A 20,898-nucleotide genomic window follows, 5' to 3' on the forward strand; every position below is an offset into this window, starting at 1 on the left:
GAGAGGAGCCCGATGAACGGTCTCGACGTGCTGCTCGCCATGCAGCGTGCGCGCGACGCCGCGTACAGCCGCATCGCCGCGCGGGGGTTCCACCGCTTCGGCCGCGACTCGCGCATTCTGCTGCCGTTCCGGGTCGGCAACGCCGACTTCATCTCGATCGGCGACGGGGTGCTCATCGGTGCGGGCTCCTGGCTGCTCGTGCCGCGCCGCGACCTCGCCGCGCCCGCCATCGTCATCGGCGACCGGGTGCGCATGAACCAGACCTCGATCACCGCCGTCGCCGAGGTGGTCGTCGAAGACGGCGTCGGCATCGCCCGCGGGGTCTACATCTCCGACCATTCGCACGGGTTCGACGACCCCGACACGTTCATCCGCGACCAGCCGATCGCGCGGGTCGCACCCGTGCGCATCGGCCGCGGGGCCTGGATCGGCCACAACGCGGTCGTGCTGCCCGGCGTCACGATCGGGGCGGGCGCGGTGATCGGCGCGAACAGCGTCGTGCGCGACGACGTGCCGCCGCGCACCGTCGCGGTCGGCAGCCCCGCCCGAGTCGTGCGGAGCCTGGCCGCATGACCCGCGCCGACGACCTCGTCGAGCCCCAGGCCGCCGGGACCGGCGCCGCCGACGGCTCGACCGCACCGCTCGACGTGGTGTTCACGTTCTCGTACGAGACCTGGAACGACGCGTGCCGGCGCGGCATGATGCGCCCGCCCGACCGGCTCGCCGGCCACCTCATCGACCACCCCGGCGTGCGCCGCCTCGTCGTCGCGAACCCGTGGCGGTGGGCGCCGACGGCCGCGGGCCGCCGGGTGCTGCGGCTCGACGAGCCGTTCCCGTCGGGCCGCGGCCGCCGGCTGCACACGCCGCTGCGGCTCGGCCGGCGCGACCCCGAGGCGCTCGCCGCCGTCGAGCGGTCGTACCGCGCGTACGGCCGGTCGATCGCGCGGGCTGCGGCCGACCTCGACACCCCGGCGGTGATCACGGCCAACCCGCTCGCGGCGGGATTCGGCGACTTCTCGTGGGCTGGGCGGGTCACGTACTACGGCCGCGACGACTGGTCGAGCTCGCCCGCGCGTCGGGAGTACTGGCCCGCCTACCGCGAGGCGTACCGGCGCATCGCCGACACGGGGGTGGCGGTCGCCGCCGTGTCGCAGCAGATCATCGACCGCATCGCGCCCACCGGCCCCCACCTGGTCGTGCCGAACGGGGTCGAACCCGGCGAGTGGCTGGGCCCGGCGCCGGCGGCACCCGACTGGTTCGACCGCATCCCCGCCCCGCGCGCCGTCTACGTCGGCACGCTCGACTCCCGGCTCGACGTCGAGGGCATCGAGTCGCTCGCCCGCGCGCGGCCCGACGTGCAGCTCGTCCTCGTCGGCCCCCAGCCCGACCCGGGCTACCTCGCCGGCGTCGGCACGCTCGAGAACGTGCACGTGCACGCCGGCGTCGGGCGCGCCGAGCTCGCCGCGACCCTGCGCCACGCCGAGGTCGCCCTGCTCGCCCACCGGGTGACCCGCCTCACCGAGGCGATGAGCCCGCTGAAGGTCTACGAATACCTCGCCGCCGGCGCCCCGGTGGTGTCGATCGACCTGCCCCCGGTGCGCGGACTGGGCGACCGCGTTCGCCTCGTCGACCGGGTCGCCGACTTCGTCGACGTCATCGACGACGCGCTCGCCGACGGGCCCGCGGCAGAGCCCGAGCGGCAGCGGTTCATCACCGAGAACTCGTGGGAATCCCGCCATCGGGCGGTGCTCGGGCTCGCACTCGGCAACCCGAATATGACCGGTTGATGTCGACCGGCGATCGATCAGGTTAATCTCCCCGCCGACCGCTTCCGCGCCGTCGACCGGCTTGCCTAGCGTGGGTTTCGTCGCACCGAAAGGGCTACCCGGCGACCGGAGCATCCTCACCCGAAGCTCCGCTGACGACACCCGAACTCCGCACCACGCACCACTGTCTCGTCGCCGTCGACGCCCCTCGCGTCGGCGATCCGGCTCGAGGTCCACGCACCCAAGCGAACTCGAGTCCAGGACGATGCGATGTCAGAGACCACCCTCTCGGCGGCCGTCCAGCCGCCGCACACCCCGAAGCGCGCGCCGCACCGCCACCCGCTTCGCACCGATGTCGCGTACCAGCCGCGCAGCCTCGCCTGGCCCCGGAAACTCGCCTCGGCCATCACCGCGACCGACGCCGTCACCATCGCGGTGTCGCTCGTGGTCGCGCAGATCGCGCGGTTCGGCATCGAGGCCGTCGGCCTCGGTGCGCGCCGCATCGACATCGCCTACGCGATCGCCGGGCTCGGCATCGGCGTGCTGTGGATGGCGGCGCTGTCGGCCCTGCGGTCGCGGGAGCGACGCATCATCGGGGTCGGCGTGGCCGAGTACCAGCGCGTCGCGAACGCGACGCTCATCGCGTTCGGTGCGGTCGCGATCTTCGCGTACCTGTCGGGCATCGATCTGGCACGCGGATACCTCGGGGTGGCGCTGCCCGTCGGGCTGGCGCTGCTGCTCATCGGCCGGGTGCTCTGGCGTCAGGCGCTGCAGGCGCTTCGCCGCGGCGGTCGCTGCCTCACCGGGGCCATCGTCGTGGGCTCCACGATCGACGTCGAACGCGTCGTCGACGCCCTGCACCGCAATCTGCGCGCCGGGTACCGGCCCATCGCGATCGCCCTCACCGACGGCGACGGCGACTCGGTCGCCCACGGCGACCCGGTCGCCGATCGCACGGCTCGGCACGAGACATCCGCTCGAATGCGCGCGCTGCCGCAGATCGCACGCGACGACCTCGTCGAGGTCTCCAAGCGCACCCGCACGCGCGCCGTGATGATCGCCGGCGACCTGCCCGGCGGCCGGGGCGCCATCCGCGCCCTCGGCTGGGATCTCGAGAACTCGAAGGTCGAGCTCATCCTCGTGTCGCGCCTCACCGACGTCGCCGGCCCGCGCATCCACCTGCGGCCCGTCGAAGGGCTGCCCATGGTGCACGTCGACCTGCCGCAGTACTCGGGGTTCGCGCACTCGGTCAAGCGCGGGCTCGACCTGGTGCTCGCGGGACTCGCGCTGCTGCTGCTCGCACCGCTGTTCGCCGCGCTCGCGGTCGCGGTGCGCCTCGACAGCGAGGGGCCGGTGCTCTTCCGTCAGCAGCGGGTGGGGGCGCACGGGGCGCGATTCACGATGCTGAAGTTCCGTTCGATGGTCGTCGACGCCGAAGCGCTGCGCGACCGGATCGCAGCCGACCGCGACGACGGCAACGGCGTGCTCTTCAAACTGCGCGACGACCCCCGGGTCACGCGAGTGGGGCGGGTGCTGCGCGCGTACTCGCTCGACGAACTGCCGCAGCTGTGGAACGTGCTCAAGGGCGACATGAGCCTCGTCGGCCCGCGGCCGCCGCTGCCCGACGAGGTCGAACGCTACGAGCACCGAGACGGTCGGCGCCTGCTCATCAAACCCGGCATCACGGGGCTCTGGCAGGTGAGCGGACGAAGCGACCTGAGCTGGGACGAGAGCGTGAAACTCGACCTCTACTACGTCGAGAACTGGTCCGTCACGAGCGACCTGCTCATTCTGCTGCGCACCGTGCGCGCGGTGCTGCGACGCGACGGTGCGTACTGATCCGACTCCCAGCCGAATCCCAACCCGATTCCCACCCGAGAGGAGCCCGGAATGACCGACAACACCCTGCTCGTCTGCTCCGGCGGCGGACACCTCAAGCAACTGCACACCCTCGCCGAGCGCATGGGCATCCCGCCCGAAGACCAGACGTGGGTGACGTTCGAGAACGGACTGAGCCGCAGCATCCTCGCCGACCGCGAGGTGATCTACGCCCCGTTCGCCGCCCCCCGCGACGCGATGAACATCCTGCGCATCCGGGCGCTCGCGCGTCGCCTGCTGCGCGGGCGCACGTTCGAGCGGGCGATCAGCACCGGCTCGAGCCCCGCCGTCGCCTTCCTGCCGCTCACCCGCAAACGCGGCATCCCCTCCTATTACATCGAGAGCGCCGCGCGCGCGACCGGACCGAGCGTCAGCGGACGGCTCATCCGCATGTCGGGCGGCATCCCCACCTACACGCAGTACCCGGCGTGGGCGACCGACCGATGGCAGTACCGCGGGTCGATCTTCGACGAGTACGAACCGGTCGCCGAGCGCACGCCCCGGCCGGTGCGTCGCGCCGTCGTGTCGGTCGGCACGCAGGAGGGGTACCGGTTCGACCGCCTCTACCGAACCCTCGTGCCGCTGCTCGCCGACTGCGACGAGGTGCTCTGGCAGACCGGAGCGCAGGATGTCACGCCCTTCGGCATCGCCGACGGACGCGCCTCGGTGCCGCACGCCGAGCTCGAGCAGGCGGTCGCCGAAGCGGACGTCGTCGTGGCGCACAGCGGCACCGGCGCGGCCATCACCGCGCTCGAGCAGCAGAAGTTCCCCGTGCTCGTGCCGCGCCGCGCGATGCACCGCGAGCACGTCGACGACCACCAGGTGCAGATCGGCGCCGAACTCGACCGGCGCGAGCTCGCGATCATGCGCGACGCCGACGAGCTCACGGCCGGCGACCTCGCCTACGCGGCCTCGCGCACGACCCGCCGGGTCGCGGCGCCGCCGTTCGTGCTGGAGCAGGCGGCCTGAGGGGAGCGGGCGGCGGGCCGGCTCCGGGCGGGGCCGGCCCGCCGCGTGCGGCCGCGTCCGCGGCTGTCACCCCGCGGTCGGTTCGCGCGTCAGCGCGTCCCAGGCCGCTTCGGCGATCGCGCGCTGACCCGACACCGACGGGTGGAAGAAGTCGACGTGCGACACGTCGTCGACGCCGAACGCGGTGGCGTGCACCGCGCCGTCGTCGAAGACGCAGTTCTCGCGGGTGCTACATACATCGGCGAGCGCCGCGTCGAACGCGTCGACCCGCGCCGCGACGTCGGCACGGCGGGCGACGTCGGCGGGGGCATCCGACCGGGGTTCGCCGAGCAGCGACCGGCACGCGGGCGACCGCGACCACGCGCCGACCGCCTGGTCGGAGGCGCGGCCGAGGTTCCAGAGCTGTTCGAGGTCGGGCACCGAGAGCACGAGCACCGTCGCGTCGGGCAATGCGTCGGCGAGGCCGCCGACGACCTGCTCGGCGGCCGACGCGAACGCGTCGATCGAGGTCATCTGGTCGGTCGACGGCGCGCACACGTCGTTGCTGCCGAGCAGCACGGCCACGAGGTCGGGGTCGTCGGCGACGATGCGCGGCACGTCGTCGACGAGGTCGCCCATGCGCGCGCCCTCGCCCGCGACGACGGATGCCTCGGGCGCGACGCCGGTGGCCCGGCCGATGCGGGTGGCGAGACTCTCGACTGCCGGATCGGCGCCCGTCGCCCACGACGCAGCGGGGCACCGGGCGAGCTCGCCGCACGCGTTCACGCCGAGCGTGATCGAGTCGCCCACGGCGATCAGCGTCGCGATGCCCTCGAGCGGTGAGGCGGCGGTCGGCGTGGGCGTCGGCGTCGCGACGGGCGGCTCGGCCGGGGTGCAGCCCGCAAGCGCGGTCGTTGCGAGGAGCGCCGCTGCGAGGCATCCGACCCTGATCGAAGTGGAGCGTCCCGAAGCGGAACGCCCCCCACCGCCGAACCGCAGCCTCGAACCGGATCGCCTCATGCGTCTTCTCCCGTCGACGCCGCCGTGGCCGGCCGGCGCATCTTCTTCACGAACGCGACGATCTGCGCGAGGTCGCGACGGTACGCCGGAACCGCGATCGCGAGCCCCAGCGGCACGAGCCCGGCGACGCCGCCGAGCACGAGCTCGACGAACTCGGGCAGGTCGAGCAGCTGCACCGTCGCCCACGATGCGGCGAAGACGAACGGGGTGAGCAGCGCCGGCCGCAGCACCGGCCGCAGGATGTCGCCGCCGCGTACGAACGTGCCGCGGATCGCGAACCAGAACCCGGGCACCAGCAGGGCGAGCGTGGTGAGGCCGTACACCAGCGCGAGCCCGTTCACGCCCGCCCACCACAGGCCGACGAGGAATCCGCCGATCACGATCGGCCGCGTCACGAGGTAGTAGGCGAACTGCCGATGCGCGCGCCCGAGCGTGATGTAGAGCCATCCCTGCACGTTGCCGATCGCCTGGGCGACGCCCGCGATCGCGAGGATGCTGAAGATCTGCGCGGCGTGCCCCCAGTCGGGGCCGAGCAGGACGGTGATGAGCGGGTCGGACACCGCGGCGAGCACCGCGTACGTCGGCAGCGACAGGTAGCCGATCACGAGCACGGCGCCGCGGATGTACCGGCGGTAGCGGTCGGCGTCGTCCTGCAGGGCGCTCAGCACCGGCAGCGCGACCCGGCCGAGCGGCCCCGTGAGCTGCTGCAGCGGCAGCAGGAACAGCGCGTACGCGCGCGTGTACTGACCGAGCGCGGCAGGCCCGAGCTGCTGCCCGATGAAGACGTTGTCGAGGTTGCGCGCCGCGTAGTTCAGCAGTTGCACGCCGAAGATGCTGCCCCCGGTGGTGACCAGCGGCAGCACTCGACGCTCGATGCGCGGGCGGCCGAAGCGCGGCTTCGCGGCGACCCAGAGCGCGACGAGCCGGTACACCTGCCCGAGCCCGGCGAGCACGACGAGCGACCACACGCCCCAGCCCGCGAACGCCGCGGCGATCGAACCCGCCACCCCCACCGCCATCGACACCACGTCGACGTTCGCGAGCGTGCCGAACCGCAGATCGCGCTGCACCTTGGCCTGCATCGGCATGGCGAGCCCGTTCACGAGCAGCGTGGGTGCGATCGCCAGGGTCAGCACCACGAGTCGCTGCTCGTCGAACAGCGCGGCGATGAGCGGCGCGCTCGCGGCCACGATCGCCGTGAGCACGAGGCCGAGCGCGACCGAGAACCACAGCACGCTCGACCACAGCCGCGCGTCGAGCGCGCGCGCCTGCAGAATCGCGCCCGTCATGCCGAAGTCGCGCACCAGGTCGGCGACACCGACGATCGCCATCACCATCGCGACGAGCCCGAAGTCGGCCGGGTCGAGCAGACGCGCGAGCACGACCGTCGAGAGCATCTGGATGAGCGTCTTCGACCACAGCCCGCCCATGGTCACCGCGACGCCGCGCGACGCCTTGTGCCCGAGCTGCTCGCGCCGCGGGTCGCGGTCGCGCTCTGCGGTGCCGGTCATGTGCGCGCGGCCTCCGCCCGCACGGTCTCGTCGCGGTTCCAGCCGGTGGTGCGGCCGAGCAGCGCGTCGACGCGCGAGCGCACGATCGGCACGCCGTAGCCGACGCAGTACACGGCGAACGAACCCCACAGTCGCGGGCGCCTCGCGACCTTGCGCACGAGCGCGCCGTAGCGCGCCGACGCGGGAGCGGTTGCGGCCACCTGCAGCGATGCCGGCAGTTCGCGGTTGCCGGTGCGGATGCGCGTGGCCCGGGCGAGTTGCGCGCGGAACGTGCGCGGCGCGCGCACCGTGAACGACGCGTGCGCGAGCGTCAGCCGTTCCTCGCGGAGGAACTGCTGCTGCACGAAGCGGTCGTCGGCGATCACGTCGGGGAACTCGGCCCAGCGCGCACGCCCTGCCGCCGACACCGCGTACACCCCCGACCCGATGTGCCCGTCGCCGCGGTACTCCGACAGGGCCCACACCCGGTAGTAGGCGCGCACCGCGGCCGATGCGCCCGAGGTGTCGACGTGCAGTCCGGGCGCGGCGACCAGCGGCCCGTCGGGGCGGTCGAGCGCGTCGGCCAGGTCGAGCAGCGTCGTCGCCGAGATGAGGACGTCGGCGTCGACGTACGCGCGCGGGAACGCGACCGCGGCGCGGTCGCCGGCGTTCAGGGCCGCGATCTTGGATCCCTCGTCGAGTTCGACGACCTGCACGCGAGGGTGCACGGATGCCGCGACGCGCGCCGTGTCGTCGGTGCATCCGTTCGCGACGACCACCAGCTCGATGCGCCCGTCGGGGTCGCCCTCGACGATGCGACGCAGCAGCCGCCCGATGATCGCCGCCTCGTCGTGGGCGGGCACGACCACGCTCATCCGGGCGGTCATGCGGCGGGCTCCGGTGCGGAGGGGCGGGGGCGGTGCTCGGGGTTCGGCGTGCCGCGCGGCATCGTGCCCGGCGCAGCGATCGGCACCCTGCTCGGCGCCTCGGTCAGCACCCACGCACCGCACGCGAGCAGCAGGCACAGCACGAGGAACGTCTGCATGAACCCGAACGCGTCGTAGAAGAAGAGCGCCGCCGCGTACCCCGAGCACGAGATCGCGATCGCGAACGCGAGGAAGCGGTGTCGCAGCGCCGCGGTGCTGCGGAACGCGAACGCGAGCAGCATGATCGGCGGAGCCAGCACGAACACCGCCAGGCCGATCACGCCCACGGCTCCGGTCTCGAGCAGGGTGCCGAGCACCTGGTTGTCGAGGATGTACGCGTTGCGCTCCTCCCCGATGACGATGCGCGAGCCGGGGCCGGTGCCGAAGAACGGCAGGGTCGCGGCCTCGCGCATGGCCGGCTCGAGGTCGGCGAGCCGCCCGGCGCCGCCCCAGCCGGCCGACGTGTACTGGGATGCGACGAGCGAGTCGAGGTCGAAGAACGAGCCGACGAGTTCGCCCACGATCTTCGGCTGCACCGCCATGCCGAGCAGCAGTGCAGGCAGCGCGAGCAGCCCGAGCGTGATCGCGAGGTAGGGGCGGAACACGAGCGTCACGAGGAACATCACCGCGAGCACGACCACCGCGGTGCGCGAGATCGCGGCGAGCACGCCGAGCAGCAGACACCCGACGACGACGCCGTAGACGATGCGCCGGTTGATCTCGTTGCGCGGCCAGCCGGCGTACTTCGCGAGGTAGATCGCGATGGGGACGAGCATGCACAGCAGCACGGCCAGGGCGATGGGATGCTGCGCCGACGCGTAGGCACGGGCGCCTCCTGCCCGCAGCGACTCGCCCTCCTCGCGCAGCAGCGTCAGCGGCAGCACATTGCCGAGCATCAGGAACACGTTCTGCCGCGTGACCTTCTCGACCATCGCGAACACCCCGACCGCCGCGCCCGCCCACGCGAGGAACGTCAGCAGCAGCATCACGTGCCGCTCCTCGCGGAGCAGCTGGCGGGCCGTGAACAGCACGCTCAGCAGCAGCAGGATGTTGACCACCGCACCGACCGCGGCGGCGGCCAGGCCCTGCTCGACCAGGCCCGCGCCGTTCACCGAGATCGAGAGCAGCATCGTGCCGATGAACACGCCGATGGGCCAGCCGAACCGCACCGGGCGCCAGCGGAACGCCGGGTCGACGAGCAGGGCGACCGTCACCGCGACGATGAGCACCACGATGAGCAGGCGGTAGGGCTCGAGCGCGAACGGCAGCGGGATCGGCAGCGCGTACCGGCGAATCGGCACGAGCATGATGACCGCCGCGAGGGCGACGAGCGCCCCGGTCCAGCTGAAGACCAGGGTGCGCGTCAGGTAGAGCAGCGCGACGGCCAGCAGGGCGCCGCCCGCGACCATCGGCGGCAGCACGAGCGCGCTGGCGAGCGCGGCGAAGGTCACCACCGCGGTGGCGATCGACGCGCGCGCGTTCGCGCGGGCGCCCTCACCCGGGGCGACCCGGCGGCCCGACGAGACGGCGGTGCCTGCCACGGATCAGTCCGGTCGCGATTCGCCGGCGAACACCGGCTGCGACCCGGTGAGCACGTCGTGCAGCTCGCGTTCGTCGAGCGCCTCGGATGCCTCGGATGCCTCGTCGGGCGTCGCGCCTGCGCCGGCACGGGGGCGACCGCGACGCCGCGCCCTCGACCGTTTCACGTTGTCGAGCAGGAACGCGAGGGCGACGAAGAGCAGGAACACGCCGAGCCCGGTCACCACGATCGGGATCGCGGGGTTCGACCCGTCCTCTTCGACGGCGTCGCTCTGCTTGATCGTGGTGAGCTGCACCCGGTTCTCTTCGGGGATCTTCGCGGCGTCCTGCTCGCTCGTCACGTACTTCTGGAAGACGTCGTTCGCGGTGCGCGAGATCTGCTCGGCCCGCTCGGGGTCGCCCGAGGCGCCCACGATGTCGAGGATCGGCAGGGTGAGCCGGCCGGGGAAGGACTCGTCGCCGGCCGGCTGGGTGGTGCGCCGCACCGCGGTGAGCAGCTCGCCGTCGGCGAACTCGCCGACGACCGCCTGCACCCGTTCGGAGATCTCGGTGCCGCTCACCAGGTAGGCGTACACGACCGCCGTCGAGGTGAGGTCCAGTTGCTCGGGCGGTGTGGTGCCCTGCTCGATGGGCACGCCCGGCACCTCGGCCTGGAACAGCGGCTTGCTCTCGCTGCCCAGCAGCACCGTGGTCGACGCCGTGTACACGCGATCGGCGCGCGAGACGACCTCGCCGTCCTTGATCGTGAAGCCGGCCAGGAGCGCGGCGGCGACCGCCACGACGATGCCGACACCGAGCAGTGCGCGGTACGACCAGAGGGTCTGCAAGTACTTGGGAACGTCCATGAGCGGGCGGATTCCTTCCGATTCGGACGACGGTTGCCGAGAGTACGGTTGCCCGGGCGCCGATGCCCGTATTCGGAGTCCCCACCGCAGCGGGCACGTGGCCATGATTCAGCCGGGGTATTACCGATGAGGCTGCGGAAGATTGCGAGCATGTAAATCCTCTGCGTCGATTCGTCGACCAGCGGCCCCGACCCCTTGTGGCATGCGCCCGGGCTGCGCTGTCATGAAAGCCCGATCGAGTCACCCCGAGTGAGGCCCAGATGACGGACGTCACCCGCAGACCGAGGGATCAGGATCGACTGAGGATCCTGTACAGCTTCCCTCACCCGATCGGCGCGCCCGGCATCGGCTGGACGGCATCGAACCAGGTCGCCGAGCTCGTCGCCGCCGGGCACGAGGTGCACCTGGTCGCCGCGGCCGTCGATCGCCCCGTCGACGGGGTCGCCTCGCTCACCCGCACGATGACGGTCGGCGGTCGCCGAGTGCCGCACGCCCTGCTCGGGGGCGACCGCGCCTACTCGTGGCACGATCGGCGCGCGGCCGCGCGACTGCGGGCGGTTCGGCCCGACGTCGTGCACGGCTGGCCGCTCGCATCGCTGCGCACGTTCGAGCTCGCCCGCGACCTCGGCATCGCCGCGGTGCGCGAGGCCCCGAACACCCACACGGCCCACGCCTACGCCGTGGTCGCCCGCGAGCTCGCCGCGCTCGGCATCGAGTTGCCGCAGCGGGCGACGCACGCCTTCAACGCGAGCCGGCTCGCGATCGAGCAGCGGGAATGGGATGCCGCGACCGGGGTGCTCGTGCCCTCGACCGCCGTCGAACGCACCTTCCTCGACCGCGGCTTCCCGCGCGCGCGCCTGCTGCGGCACCGGTACGGCGCGCGCCCCGACGCCGTGCCCGCCCGACGGGACGACCCGGGGCGGCCGTTCACGGCGGTGTTCGTCGGACGCTGCGAGCCGCGCAAGGGCCTGCATCACGCGCTGCGCGCCTGGCTGTCGTCGACCGCGTCGCAGCACGGGCGCCTGCTCGTCTACGGCGAGTTCGTGCCGGCCTACCGCGACGTGCTGCGCGACCAGCTCGACCACCCGAGCGTCGAGTGCCTCGGGTTCTCCGATGCGCCGGCGCACGTCTTCGCCGAGGCCGACGTGCTCGTGCTGCCGACCCTCGAAGAGGGCAGCGCGCTCGTCACCTACGAAGCGCAACTCGCCGGCTGCGTTCCGCTGGTCTCGAGCGCGGCCGGCGCCGTGATCGAACACGGCGTGCACGGGCTCGTGCACGAGCCGGGCGAGGTCGCCGCACTCGTCGGGCACCTCGACCGGCTCTCGACCGACCCCGATGAGCTCGCCCGGCTGCGCGCCGGTGCCCTCGCGCACGCCGACGACCTCACCTGGGCGGCCGCCAACGTCGCGCTCGTCGCCGCCTATCGCGCGGCGCGCGACCTGGTCGCCGCCGGTGCGCCGGTCGCGCGCCGCGAACCCGGTGCCGCCCCCGAGCCCGTCGCCGACGAGGCATCCGGCGCACGCCCGTCGGCGGCGGAGGGAGCGGCCCATGCCCGCGCCGACTGAGCTGACCGTCATCGTGTGCTCGCGCGAGCGCCCGGACATGCTGGCCCGGTCGCTCGCGTCGATCGTCGCCGCGACCCCCCTCGGCGCCGAGATCCTCGTGGTCGACTCCGCGTCGACCGGTTCGGCGACGCTCGACGTCGCCGCCGACGCGGGCGTGCGGGCCGTGCGCAGCGACGTGAGCGGTCTCTCGATCGCACGCAACCTGGGGCTGGCCTCGACCGACCGGCCCTACGTGCTCTACACCGACGACGACTGCGTCGCGCTCGACGGCTGGACCGACCGCATCCTGCGGCACTTCGACGACCCCCGGGTGGGCGCGGTCACCGGGCGCATGCTCGACCACACGCTCGTGACCGAACCGTCGTCGATCGCCGGAGTCGACCGGCTCGAGCGCACCCTCGACGGCCTCGACGGCGGGCACGGTGCGCTGATGGGGTTCCGGCGCGAACTCATCCTCGGCCTCGGCGGGTTCGACGAGGTGCTCGGCGCCGGCCGCGAGTTCGCGGGCGCCGAAGACCTCGACGCGTTCTGCCGCGTGCTGCAGAGCGGATACGCACTCGTGCACGACGAGGGCGCCGTGGTGCACCACGTGAACACCCGCGAGGGCGAGGCCTACACCGACCTGCACCGCGGATACGGGCTCGGCCTGGGTGCGATGGCGAACAAGTGGATCCGCACCCGGCCCACCGTCGGCATCCCGATGCTCGGCATCCTGCTGAAACGAACCGCCGTGCGCGCCGTGCGCCACACCCGCCACGCCCGTCGCGGGGCCGCCGATCGCGCAATGCTGCGCGGCATCCTGGCCGGCCTCGCCCGAAGCACCCGAATGCGGCTCGACGGCGAGCGCTTCGTCGATGACCATCGACCGACGCCCGTCTCCCCGGCCGCAGAGCCGGGGAGGGCGGGCCTGGCCTGAGGAGGGCGCTCGATGCCGAACCACGCCGCCGTCGAGCTCATGGGCACGCTCGATGAGAAGTTCATCGCGAACTCCGTCGCCTTCGAGGCCGCCCGGCCCGCGTGCACGATGGTCGTCGACGGCGGGCCGCTGCGCGCACCCGACGGCCGGCTCGACCGGGAACTCATCGTGGACCTCGTGCGGTCGGCGGTGGCCCGCATGCCGGCGATGTCGCGCCGACTTCGCCGCACCCCGCTCGGGTTGACGGCGCCGGCCTGGGTCGCCGTCGAACAGCTCGACTACGCCTTCCACGTGCGGTTCCACCCGGCCGTCGTCGGCGACGGCACCGAGCGGGCCGAGCTGTTCTCAGGGCGAGGGAACGGGCCGATGCGGCTCGACCGACCGCTCTGGGACATCCTCGTCGCCGAACTCGACTCGGGCCAGGTCGCCCTCATCGGCCGGGCGCAGCACGCGCTCGGCGACGGCATCTACGGCATGCGCCTGATCGACGCGCTCGTCGACGGCCGGCCGTTCCTCGCCACGCACGCGGCCGCGGCCGAACGGGCGGCGCTGGCGCAGGCGCCGCAGCCACCGCGCACGGGCACCGGGCTGCTGCTCGCGGCTGCGAGCGTCTGGTGGTCGGCGCAGCCCGGCCTGGGCGGGGCCTGGCGCGAGTACTCGCGCAAGCCGTTCCGCCGCCGGCTGCGCCGATGGGGCGGGCGGCTCGCACGCCCGGTGCGCAACCGCATCATCGCGCGCCGAGGCCTCATCGAACGGATGCTCCCCCCGAGGCATTCCGCGCTCGCCGAGTTCGACCTGGGCGAGGTGCGCGCGGTCGCCCGTGCCGCCGGCGGCTCGGTGAGCGACCTGACCGTGGCGCTCGCGCTGCGCGCCGTCGCCCGGGTGCTGCCCGACGAGGCCGCGCTGCTCGTGCCGATCTCGAAACGCGAGCGCGGCAACGGCGGCGAACAGCGCAACCACATCGTGATGACGCGGGTGACTGCGGCGGACGGCGGCTCGCTCGGCGACCTCGTCGCGATCGTCGCGCGGCAGGTCGCCGGCGCCCGCGACGGTGGGGGCAGCGGCGGGCTGGAGCCGAGGGCGGGGTACGCGTCGTACCTGCCATGGCGTCCCAGGCGGGCGTACTTCGGCCCAGCCGAGGTGCACGCCATGACGCTGTGGCCGGTGCTCGAGCCCCGCGACGAGATCGCCGTCTTCGCCTCGTCGTACCACCGCCGCTTCACGCTCGCGGTCACCGCGAGCGCCGGCATCGATCTCGCGCCGGTGGTCGCCGAGTTCGAACGCGCCATTCGGGGTGCCGAAGCCGTCGCCGAACCCGCCGTCGAGGAGGTGCTGGACGCATGAGTCGCACGCTCGGATTCCTCCGCTCCATCCTCGACCCCCGGGTCTGGGTGCACCGGCTGCGCCTGGCCCACTTCGACGCGTACTCGCACGTGCGCCAGGTGCCGAAGCTCACCCGCGGCCCGAACGTGACGTTCGCGCCGAACGTGTCGTTCCGCAACGCCGAGCGCATCACGCTCGGCGCCGGCACCCACATCGGCGAGCACTCGGTGGTGTGGGCCGGCGACTCGACGGGCCGCATCACGCTCGGCGACCACTGCCTGCTCGCACCGAACGTCACGATCACCGCATCGAACTACGGCATCGTGCAGGGCCGCAACGTCATGCACCAGCCGAAGCTCGAACGCGACATCCTGATCGGGCGCGACGTGTGGCTCGGCGCGAACGTGGTCGTCGTCGCGGGCGTCACCATCGGCGACGGCGCCATCGTCGGCGCGGGCGCGGTGGTCACCCGCGACCTGCCCGCGAACTGCATCGCCGGGGGCGTGCCCGCGAAGGTCATCGGCACCCGGCCGCTCGACGTCCCGGCCGACGTGCCGACCGAGGAGCGGGTCGCATGATCGCGCAGGTCAGCGTCATCGTCGTCAGCTTCAACACGCGCGAGGCGACGCTCGCATGCCTCGCCTCGATCGCCGCGTCGCACGACGGGGTGCCGTTGCAGATCGTGCTCGTCGACAACGGGTCGACCGACGGCAGCGCCGACGCCGTGCGGGCGGCCCACCCCGACGCCGTGGTCGTCGACGCGGGCGGCAACCTCGGCTTCGCGCGCGGGGTCGAACTGGGCGTCGCGCACGCGTCGGGTGATGCCGTACTGCTGCTCAATCCCGACACGCTCGTGCTGCCGGGCTCGCTGCAACGGCTCGTCGACCACGCCGAGGCGCACCCCGAGTACGGGGTCTACGGCGGGCGCACCCTGCGGCCCGACGGCACGCTCGACCCGAGCTCCTGCTGGGGAGCACCGACACTGTGGTCGCTCGTGTGCTTCGCGACCGGGCTCACGACGGCGTTCCGCGGTTCGCGCGTCTTCGACCCCGAGTCGCTCGGCAGGTGGCAGCGCGACTCGGTGCGCACCGTGCCGATCGTCACGGGCTGCCTGCTGCTCGCGCGGCGCAGCGACTGGGATCGCATCGGCGGCATGGATGAGGCGTTCTTCCTGTACGGCGAGGACGCGGAGTTCTCGATGCGGGCGCGCCGGCTCGGCTACCGGCCGGTCATCGTGCCCGATGCCGTCATCGTGCACGAGGTCGGCGGATCCTCGTCGTCGAGCGGCGCGAAGATGTGCCTGGTGATGGCGGGCAAGGCGACGCTGCTGCGCCGCGTGCGGCGCGGGCCCGCCGCCGCGCTCGGCATCGTCCTGCTGCAGGCCGGCGCCGGCCTTCGGGCGCTGCTCGAACGGGTCACCCGCGCCGCCGAGCCGAGCTGGTCGATCGTGTGGCGGCGGCGCGCCGACTGGCGCACCGGGTATCCCGAGGCCGAGCCGCGGCTGCTCGGGGGCGAGGCCGCAGAGGTGCGGGCGTGAGCGCGCGCGTGCCGGGCGCGCTTCGCGTCGAGGCCGAACCCGCGTTCCGCACCGCGCACGCCAACCCGTACAACGCGAACCTGGCCCGCAGCCTGCAGCGCGAGGGCGTCGACGTGCGCGACCTCTCCTACCTGCGGCTGCTCGTGCGGCGCACCGACATCGTGCACCTGCACTGGCCCGAGCTCACCTTCCTGTCGGGGCATCGCGCCTGGCGCATGCGGGCCCGACTCGCGCTGTTCTTCACCTTCCTGCGGATCGCGCGTCTGCGCGGCACCCGTCTGGTGTGGACGGTGCACAACGTCGAACCGCACGAGCGGCGCGCCACGCCCGCGCTGCACGCGCGCTACCGTCGGCTGCTGCTCGGCAACGTCGACGGCATCCTCGCGCTCACCGAGGAGGGCGTCGACGCGGCTCGCACGGGGCATCCGGAGCTTCGAGACATCCCCGCGTTCGTGACGCCGCACGGCCACTATCGCGACGACTACGACTTCGGCGCCACGCGCGCCGAGGCGCGCGAGCAGCTCGGGCTGCGACGCGACGCGACCGTGATCGCGAGCGTCGGCATGATCCGCCCCTACAAGAACATCCCGCGGCTGCTGTCGGTCGTTCGCGCGCTCGACGACCCGACGCTGCAGATCGCGATCGCCGGCCGGGCATCGTCTCCCGAACTCGCCCGGGAGCTCGCCGAGGCAGCCGAGCGCGACCCGCGCGTCGTGCTCGCCACCGGCTTCCAGCCCGACGACCGGCTCGCACGGTGGCTGCGCGCGGCCGACCTGGTCGTGCTGCCGTACACGCGCATCCAGAACTCGGGCTCGGCGATTCTCGCGCTCTCGGCCGACCGGCCCGTGCTCGTGCCCGCGATCGGTGCGATGCGAGAACTCGCCGCGCTGGTCGGCGACGACTGGGTGCGCTGCTACGAGGGCGAACTGGATGCCGCGACGCTCGCCGATGCGATCGCCTGGGCCGGCCGGGGGAGCGGGGCGCGTTCCGAGCGGCCTGACCGTCCCGATCTCTCCGAGCTCGACTGGCCGAGGATCGCCGGGCTCACCCTCGATGCGTACCGGGCGGTGCTGCACGGGCCGTCCGTCGCAGGTCGACCGCCGGGTGCGGCCCACCGTGAACCGGTCGGGAGTCGATGATGGCCTCGCAGCGGATCCCGAAGGTGCCGGGCGGCCTGAGCGGCCGCGGTTTCCCGGCCAGCCCGGGCGCTCTGCGTGCTCGCGGCCGCCGAGGCAGCGGACTTGCGGCCGGGGCGCTGCTGCTCGTCGGCGGCCTCGCGTTCGGCACCGGCGCGGCCATCACCGCGGCGGGGACGCCCATGGCCGCCGAGCCGCTGCCGGCCGGCACGTACACCGTGAGCTTCGTCTCCGACGACGCGGCCGACTTCGCGGTCGCCGCGCTCGGGCTGGCGCCGACGGAGCGGTACCGCGAGGTGCTCGACGGGGTGAGTGTTCGGCTCACCGGGGCGCAGGCGGGCAGGCTCGCCGCGAGCCCGCTCGTCGAGGGCATCGCGCCCGAGCTCGTCGTCGAGGGTTTCGCGCAGACGCTGCCGCCCCACGTGCCGGCGGTCGAGGCCGACGAACCGCCGGTTCGGGCCGGCGACGGCACGACGGACTGGAACGGCCCGGCGGTCGCCGTCATCGACTCGGGCGTGAGCGATCACACCGACATCGACCTGCGGCAGGCGGTGAACTGCTTCGGTTCGGGCACCGCGGGCGACGCGAACGGCCATGGCACGGCCGTCGCCGGATACCTCGGGGCCTACGACGACGCCGACGGCACCGTCGGCATCGCGCCCGGGGCGCCGATCTACTCGGTGCGGGTGCTCGACGACCGCAACCGGGGCACCACGAGCACGCTGCTCTGCGGCCTGGACTGGGTGGCGCAGAACGCGGCCCGCTACGACATCCGGGTGGTGAATCTGAGCCTCGGCGCACCGGGCGCCGACGACGGCGACTGCGGGCGGCGCAACGGCGACGTGCTGCACCAGGCGATCTGTGCGCTCACCGCCCGCGGCATCGTCGTGGTCGCGAGCGCGGGCAACTCCGACGCGAGTCTCGCCGGAGTCGTGCCCGCCGCATACGACGAGGTGCTCGCGGCCACCAACGTCGCCGACTACGACGGCAGACCGGGCGGACTCGGGCGCGCACCGTGCGCGGTCAGCACCCCCGACGATCGCCCGGCCCTGAACAGCAGCTTCGCCGTGGGCGCCGACACCGCCCACACGCTCGCGGCGCCCGGCATGTGCCCGTACACGACGCTGAAGGGCAATCGGTACGGCATCATCCAGTCGGGCACCAGCATGTCGGCGGCGGCGGTCAGCGGGGTCGTGCTCGACTGCCTCGCCGTCGGAGGCGAGTGTCGTGGCGCCACCGATGCCGCCGTCCGGCGGACCGTGCTGCAGCAGGCCGAGCATGCGGCCGCGCGCGGCCACCGCTACCAGGGCGATCCGCTCAGCCCGGTGGCGGGCAAGTACTACGGATACCTCGCCTCGACGGTGCCATCGGACGCGACGCCGACGCCCACCCCGACGCCCACGCCGACGCCGACGCCCACCCCGACCCCGGTCCCCGATCGCACGCCGCCGTCGGTCGCGATCACGTCGCCGGTCTCGGGCAGCACGGTCGCGGGCACCGTCTCGGCCACCGCGACGGCGACCGACGCGAGCGGCGTCGCCTCGGTCGCCTTCTTCTCGGGCACCACGAAGCTGGGCGATGCGGTGCGACTCGCCGACGGCGCCACCTGGCGCCTGAGCCTCGACACCCGCGGCTTTCCGAACGGCACCTACGGGGTGCTCGCGCGGGCGATCGACGCGGCGGGCAACACCGCGACGAGCTCCACCATCACGGTCACGATCAGAAACTAAGGGAGGCGCATGAGAGTCTCGGTCATCGGCTGCGGGTATCTCGGAGCCGTGCACGCGGCCGCGATGGCCGAGCTCGGCCACGAGGTCGTCGGCATCGATATCGACGAACGCAAGATCGCCCGGCTCGCGGTGGGTGATCCGCCGTTCTTCGAGCCCGGTCTTCCTGAGATCCTGCGGAGTGCGCTCGGCTCGGGTCGGTTGCGGTTCAGCTCCGATCCAGCGGATGCCGCGGGCGCCGAGGTGCACTTCCTCGCCGTCGGCACCCCGCAGGCGGCGGGCGGTCACGCCGCCGATCTGCGGTTCGTCGATGCCGCGTTCGACGCGCTGCTGCCGCATCTTGCGCCGGGTGCGGTGGTGGCGGGCAAGTCGACGGTGCCCGTCGGCACAGCCGAGCGGCTCGCCGATCGGCTCGCCGAGGTCGCGCCGCACGCCACGCTCGCGTGGAACCCCGAGTTCCTGCGCGAGGGGTTCGCCGTGAAGGACACGGTGCAGCCCGATCGGCTGGTGTACGGAGTGCGCAGCCCCGAGGCATCCGATGTGCTCGACCGCGTGTACGCGAGCGCGATCGAGGCGGGGACGCCGCGGATCGTGACGGATTTCGCGACGGCCGAGTTGGTGAAGGTGGCGGCGAACGCGTTCCTGGCGACGAAGATCTCGTTCATCAATGCGATGGCGGAGATCGCGGAGACGGTGGGGGCGGATGTCACGCAGTTGGCTGATGCGATCGGGCATGATACCCGGATCGGGCGGAGGTTCCTGAACGCGGGGGTGGGGTTCGGTGGCGGGTGTCTGCCGAAGGACATCCGGGCGTTCACGGCGCGGGCCGAGGAGTTGGGTCGGGGGGAGTCGGTCGCGTTCCTGAAGGAAGTCGACGCGATCAACCTGCGCCGCCGTCACCGCGTCGTCGAACTCGCCCGGGAGATCCTCGGCGGCGATCGGCGCACCGTCTTCGGGCGGAAAGTCGCGGTACTGGGCGTGACGTTCAAGCCCGACTCCGACGATGTGCGCGACTCACCCGCGCTCGACGTCGCGGTGCAGCTCAAAGGGCTCGGAGCCGACGTGGTCGCGACCGATCCCGAGGGCATCGAGAACGCTCGCGCGAGACATCCGCAGTTGCACTACGTCGCCGACCCGCGAGAGGCGCTGCGCGGAGCCGAGCTCGTCATCCTCGTCACCGAGTGGGCCGACTACCGCGTGCTCGACCCGAACGAGGTCGGCGACCTCGTCGCGTCGCGCGCCGTCATCGACGGGCGGAACGTGCTCGACCCGTCGGCATGGCGCGCGGCGGGCTGGCGATATCACGCACTCGGTCGCGGCTGATCGCGAACACGATCGCCGCACCGGCCAGCGCCCCCAGGAGGTTCGCGACGACATCGCCCTCGCTGGGCACCCGGGCCGGCAGCAGCACCGCCTGCCCGAACTCGATGAGCGAGCTCGCCACCGCGCCCACCGCGCCGGCCAGCATCACGGCGAGGTGCGCCGGCATCCGTCGGCGCGCCGCCGACGCGACCAGCCACCCCAGCGGGACGAAGAGGGCGACGTTCGCAGCGCGCTCGGCGAAGGCCGGGTCGAGCCACGGCGGGCCGCCCATCGCGTGCAGCGCTGCGATCACCAGATCGGCCACCCCGGCGAACGCCCGGTCGACCGGACGCGGCCAGAATCCCACCAGGCCGAGCGCGACGGCGTAGGCGACGACGACGGGCGGCAGCGGTCTCGATCTCCCGACCACCGCAGCCCCGAACGACACCCGACTCGTCGGCGACATCATCACAGGATAGTCCGCCGCCGTGACGATCGGACGACGCGCTGGTGACGATGAACGGCGCCTGCCGCGACGGCGAGCACCAGCACCAGGCCGATCGCGGTGCCCGTCGTGTTCGCGATCACATCCGACACGGTGCTCACCCGTGACGGGATGCCGAGCTGCACCAGTTCGATGACGGTCGCGGTCGCCGCGCCGATGCCGATCACCGACCACGCTCCGAGCCGCGGCCACGCCAGCGCGAGCAGCACCCCGAACGGCACGAAGAGCGCGACGTTCGCGAGGAACTCGAGCGCCACGGCAGCGGGCTCGCGCGGCACGCCGAAGCCGGCGAGCAGTTCGGCCGCCCACCCCACGATGCCGGTCACCCGACCCGCCTCGCGGGCCGGCAGGAACACGATGAGCGCCAGCAGCACCAGGTACGGAACCAGCAGCGCGCGCGCGATCGTGCTCGACCTGCTCCGTGAACGCTCGCCCATCGCCCCATCGTAGAGTTGATCCGGGTCCGCTCATCGGC

The 20,898-nt window shown here is 73.1% G+C and carries 19 protein-coding genes; 12 read left to right on the forward strand and 7 right to left on the reverse strand.

What is annotated here, in order from left to right:
- Window positions 1-12: 12 nt before the first annotated feature.
- From MTO99_RS00585 to MTO99_RS00600, 4 genes are all read left to right on the forward strand, one after another.
- Window positions 13-573, forward strand: a complete 561-nt coding sequence (locus MTO99_RS00585) for an acyltransferase (RefSeq protein WP_243556038.1) — start codon at window positions 13-15, stop codon at window positions 571-573.
- The gene (locus tag MTO99_RS00590) at window positions 570-1,787 is read left to right on the forward strand and encodes a glycosyltransferase (protein ID WP_243556040.1); all 1,218 of its coding nucleotides are present in this window, start codon (window positions 570-572) and stop codon (window positions 1,785-1,787) included. Before MTO99_RS00585 ends, MTO99_RS00590 begins: the two co-directional genes overlap by 4 nt.
- A 249-nt stretch (window positions 1,788-2,036) precedes the next feature.
- Window positions 2,037-3,605 carry a sugar transferase gene (locus MTO99_RS00595; RefSeq protein WP_243556060.1) on the forward strand — a complete coding sequence of 523 codons (1,569 nt, stop codon included), beginning with the start codon at window positions 2,037-2,039 and terminating at the stop codon, window positions 3,603-3,605.
- Window positions 3,606-3,656: 51 nt separating this feature from the next.
- Window positions 3,657-4,613, forward strand: coding sequence for a glycosyltransferase (locus MTO99_RS00600; protein WP_243556061.1), 957 nt, complete (start codon window positions 3,657-3,659; stop codon window positions 4,611-4,613).
- A 66-nt stretch (window positions 4,614-4,679) separates the two neighbouring features.
- Here the strand turns inward: MTO99_RS00600 and MTO99_RS00605 are convergent, their stop codons facing one another.
- From MTO99_RS00605 to MTO99_RS00625, 5 genes are read right to left on the reverse strand one after another with little or no spacing between them, the layout of a single operon-like run.
- Entirely contained in the window at window positions 4,680-5,612 is a 933-nt protein-coding gene (locus MTO99_RS00605) for a GDSL-type esterase/lipase family protein (RefSeq protein ID WP_243556062.1), read from the reverse strand.
- Complete coding sequence (locus MTO99_RS00610; protein WP_243556063.1) at window positions 5,609-7,123, reverse strand: lipopolysaccharide biosynthesis protein; 1,515 nt, start codon at window positions 7,121-7,123, stop codon at window positions 5,609-5,611. The genes MTO99_RS00605 and MTO99_RS00610 overlap by 4 nt, the downstream gene beginning before the upstream one ends.
- A complete protein-coding gene (locus MTO99_RS00615; protein WP_243556065.1) occupies window positions 7,120-7,989 on the reverse strand; it encodes a glycosyltransferase family 2 protein in 870 nt (289 codons plus the stop codon). Before MTO99_RS00615 ends, MTO99_RS00610 begins: the two co-directional genes overlap by 4 nt.
- On the reverse strand, window positions 7,986-9,569 hold the full coding sequence (locus MTO99_RS00620) for an O-antigen ligase family protein (protein ID WP_243556067.1): 1,584 nt from the start codon (window positions 9,567-9,569) through the stop codon (window positions 7,986-7,988). The genes MTO99_RS00615 and MTO99_RS00620 overlap by 4 nt, the downstream gene beginning before the upstream one ends.
- A gap of 3 nt (window positions 9,570-9,572) precedes the next feature.
- A complete protein-coding gene (locus tag MTO99_RS00625) occupies window positions 9,573-10,412 on the reverse strand; it encodes a hypothetical protein (RefSeq protein WP_243556069.1) in 840 nt (279 codons plus the stop codon).
- 260 nt (window positions 10,413-10,672) lie between these two features.
- Between MTO99_RS00625 and MTO99_RS00630 the strand changes: the two genes are divergently transcribed.
- From MTO99_RS00630 to MTO99_RS00665, 8 genes are read left to right on the forward strand one after another with little or no spacing between them, the layout of a single operon-like run.
- The gene (locus MTO99_RS00630) at window positions 10,673-11,977 is read left to right on the forward strand and encodes a glycosyltransferase family 4 protein (RefSeq protein ID WP_243556070.1); all 1,305 of its coding nucleotides are present in this window, start codon (window positions 10,673-10,675) and stop codon (window positions 11,975-11,977) included.
- Window positions 11,961-12,893 carry a glycosyltransferase family 2 protein gene (locus MTO99_RS00635; protein WP_243556072.1) on the forward strand — a complete coding sequence of 311 codons (933 nt, stop codon included), beginning with the start codon at window positions 11,961-11,963 and terminating at the stop codon, window positions 12,891-12,893. The genes MTO99_RS00630 and MTO99_RS00635 overlap by 17 nt, the downstream gene beginning before the upstream one ends.
- Before the next feature lie 12 nt (window positions 12,894-12,905).
- The gene (locus MTO99_RS00640) at window positions 12,906-14,237 is read left to right on the forward strand and encodes a wax ester/triacylglycerol synthase family O-acyltransferase (RefSeq protein ID WP_243556074.1); all 1,332 of its coding nucleotides are present in this window, start codon (window positions 12,906-12,908) and stop codon (window positions 14,235-14,237) included.
- Window positions 14,234-14,794, forward strand: coding sequence for an acyltransferase (locus MTO99_RS00645; protein WP_243556076.1), 561 nt, complete (start codon window positions 14,234-14,236; stop codon window positions 14,792-14,794). Before MTO99_RS00640 ends, MTO99_RS00645 begins: the two co-directional genes overlap by 4 nt.
- Window positions 14,791-15,753 carry a glycosyltransferase family 2 protein gene (locus MTO99_RS00650; protein ID WP_243556078.1) on the forward strand — a complete coding sequence of 321 codons (963 nt, stop codon included), beginning with the start codon at window positions 14,791-14,793 and terminating at the stop codon, window positions 15,751-15,753. Before MTO99_RS00645 ends, MTO99_RS00650 begins: the two co-directional genes overlap by 4 nt.
- Window positions 15,750-16,892 (forward strand): glycosyltransferase family 4 protein, encoded by a 1,143-nt coding sequence (locus MTO99_RS00655; protein WP_243556080.1) that lies wholly within the window; start codon window positions 15,750-15,752, stop codon window positions 16,890-16,892. Before MTO99_RS00650 ends, MTO99_RS00655 begins: the two co-directional genes overlap by 4 nt.
- Window positions 16,892-18,619, forward strand: a complete 1,728-nt coding sequence (locus MTO99_RS00660) for a S8 family serine peptidase (protein ID WP_243556082.1) — start codon at window positions 16,892-16,894, stop codon at window positions 18,617-18,619. The genes MTO99_RS00655 and MTO99_RS00660 overlap by 1 nt, the downstream gene beginning before the upstream one ends.
- Before the next feature lie 9 nt (window positions 18,620-18,628).
- On the forward strand, window positions 18,629-19,939 hold the full coding sequence (locus MTO99_RS00665) for a UDP-glucose dehydrogenase family protein (RefSeq protein ID WP_243556084.1): 1,311 nt from the start codon (window positions 18,629-18,631) through the stop codon (window positions 19,937-19,939).
- Here the strand turns inward: MTO99_RS00665 and MTO99_RS00670 are convergent.
- Window positions 19,860-20,384, reverse strand: a complete 525-nt coding sequence (locus MTO99_RS00670) for a VanZ family protein (RefSeq protein ID WP_243556085.1) — start codon at window positions 20,382-20,384, stop codon at window positions 19,860-19,862. The two genes, MTO99_RS00665 and MTO99_RS00670, sit on opposite strands and share 80 nt — an antisense overlap.
- Before the next feature lie 2 nt (window positions 20,385-20,386).
- Complete coding sequence (locus MTO99_RS00675) at window positions 20,387-20,860, reverse strand: VanZ family protein (protein WP_243556087.1); 474 nt, start codon at window positions 20,858-20,860, stop codon at window positions 20,387-20,389.
- Window positions 20,861-20,898 lie beyond the last annotated feature (38 nt).

The sequence above is a fragment of the Agromyces larvae genome (assembly GCF_022811705.1).
GTDB lineage: Bacteria > Actinomycetota > Actinomycetes > Actinomycetales > Microbacteriaceae > Agromyces > Agromyces larvae.

Coding starts and splice junctions, on each gene's coding strand:
- MTO99_RS00585 (WP_243556038.1), top strand. CDS start 13: ATGAACGGTCTCGACGTGCTGCTCGCCATGCAGCGTGCGCGCGACGCC.
- MTO99_RS00590 (WP_243556040.1), top strand. CDS start 570: ATGACCCGCGCCGACGACCTCGTCGAGCCCCAGGCCGCCGGGACCGGC.
- MTO99_RS00595 (WP_243556060.1), top strand. CDS start 2,037: ATGTCAGAGACCACCCTCTCGGCGGCCGTCCAGCCGCCGCACACCCCG.
- MTO99_RS00600 (WP_243556061.1), top strand. CDS start 3,657: ATGACCGACAACACCCTGCTCGTCTGCTCCGGCGGCGGACACCTCAAG.
- MTO99_RS00605 (WP_243556062.1), bottom strand. CDS start 5,612: ATGAGGCGATCCGGTTCGAGGCTGCGGTTCGGCGGTGGGGGGCGTTCC.
- MTO99_RS00610 (WP_243556063.1), bottom strand. CDS start 7,123: ATGACCGGCACCGCAGAGCGCGACCGCGACCCGCGGCGCGAGCAGCTC.
- MTO99_RS00615 (WP_243556065.1), bottom strand. CDS start 7,989: ATGACCGCCCGGATGAGCGTGGTCGTGCCCGCCCACGACGAGGCGGCG.
- MTO99_RS00625 (WP_243556069.1), bottom strand. CDS start 10,412: ATGGACGTTCCCAAGTACTTGCAGACCCTCTGGTCGTACCGCGCACTG.
- MTO99_RS00630 (WP_243556070.1), top strand. CDS start 10,673: ATGACGGACGTCACCCGCAGACCGAGGGATCAGGATCGACTGAGGATC.
- MTO99_RS00635 (WP_243556072.1), top strand. CDS start 11,961: ATGCCCGCGCCGACTGAGCTGACCGTCATCGTGTGCTCGCGCGAGCGC.
- MTO99_RS00640 (WP_243556074.1), top strand. CDS start 12,906: ATGCCGAACCACGCCGCCGTCGAGCTCATGGGCACGCTCGATGAGAAG.
- MTO99_RS00645 (WP_243556076.1), top strand. CDS start 14,234: ATGAGTCGCACGCTCGGATTCCTCCGCTCCATCCTCGACCCCCGGGTC.
- MTO99_RS00650 (WP_243556078.1), top strand. CDS start 14,791: ATGATCGCGCAGGTCAGCGTCATCGTCGTCAGCTTCAACACGCGCGAG.
- MTO99_RS00660 (WP_243556082.1), top strand. CDS start 16,892: ATGGCCTCGCAGCGGATCCCGAAGGTGCCGGGCGGCCTGAGCGGCCGC.
- MTO99_RS00665 (WP_243556084.1), top strand. CDS start 18,629: ATGAGAGTCTCGGTCATCGGCTGCGGGTATCTCGGAGCCGTGCACGCG.
- MTO99_RS00670 (WP_243556085.1), bottom strand. CDS start 20,384: ATGTCGCCGACGAGTCGGGTGTCGTTCGGGGCTGCGGTGGTCGGGAGA.
- MTO99_RS00675 (WP_243556087.1), bottom strand. CDS start 20,860: ATGGGCGAGCGTTCACGGAGCAGGTCGAGCACGATCGCGCGCGCGCTG.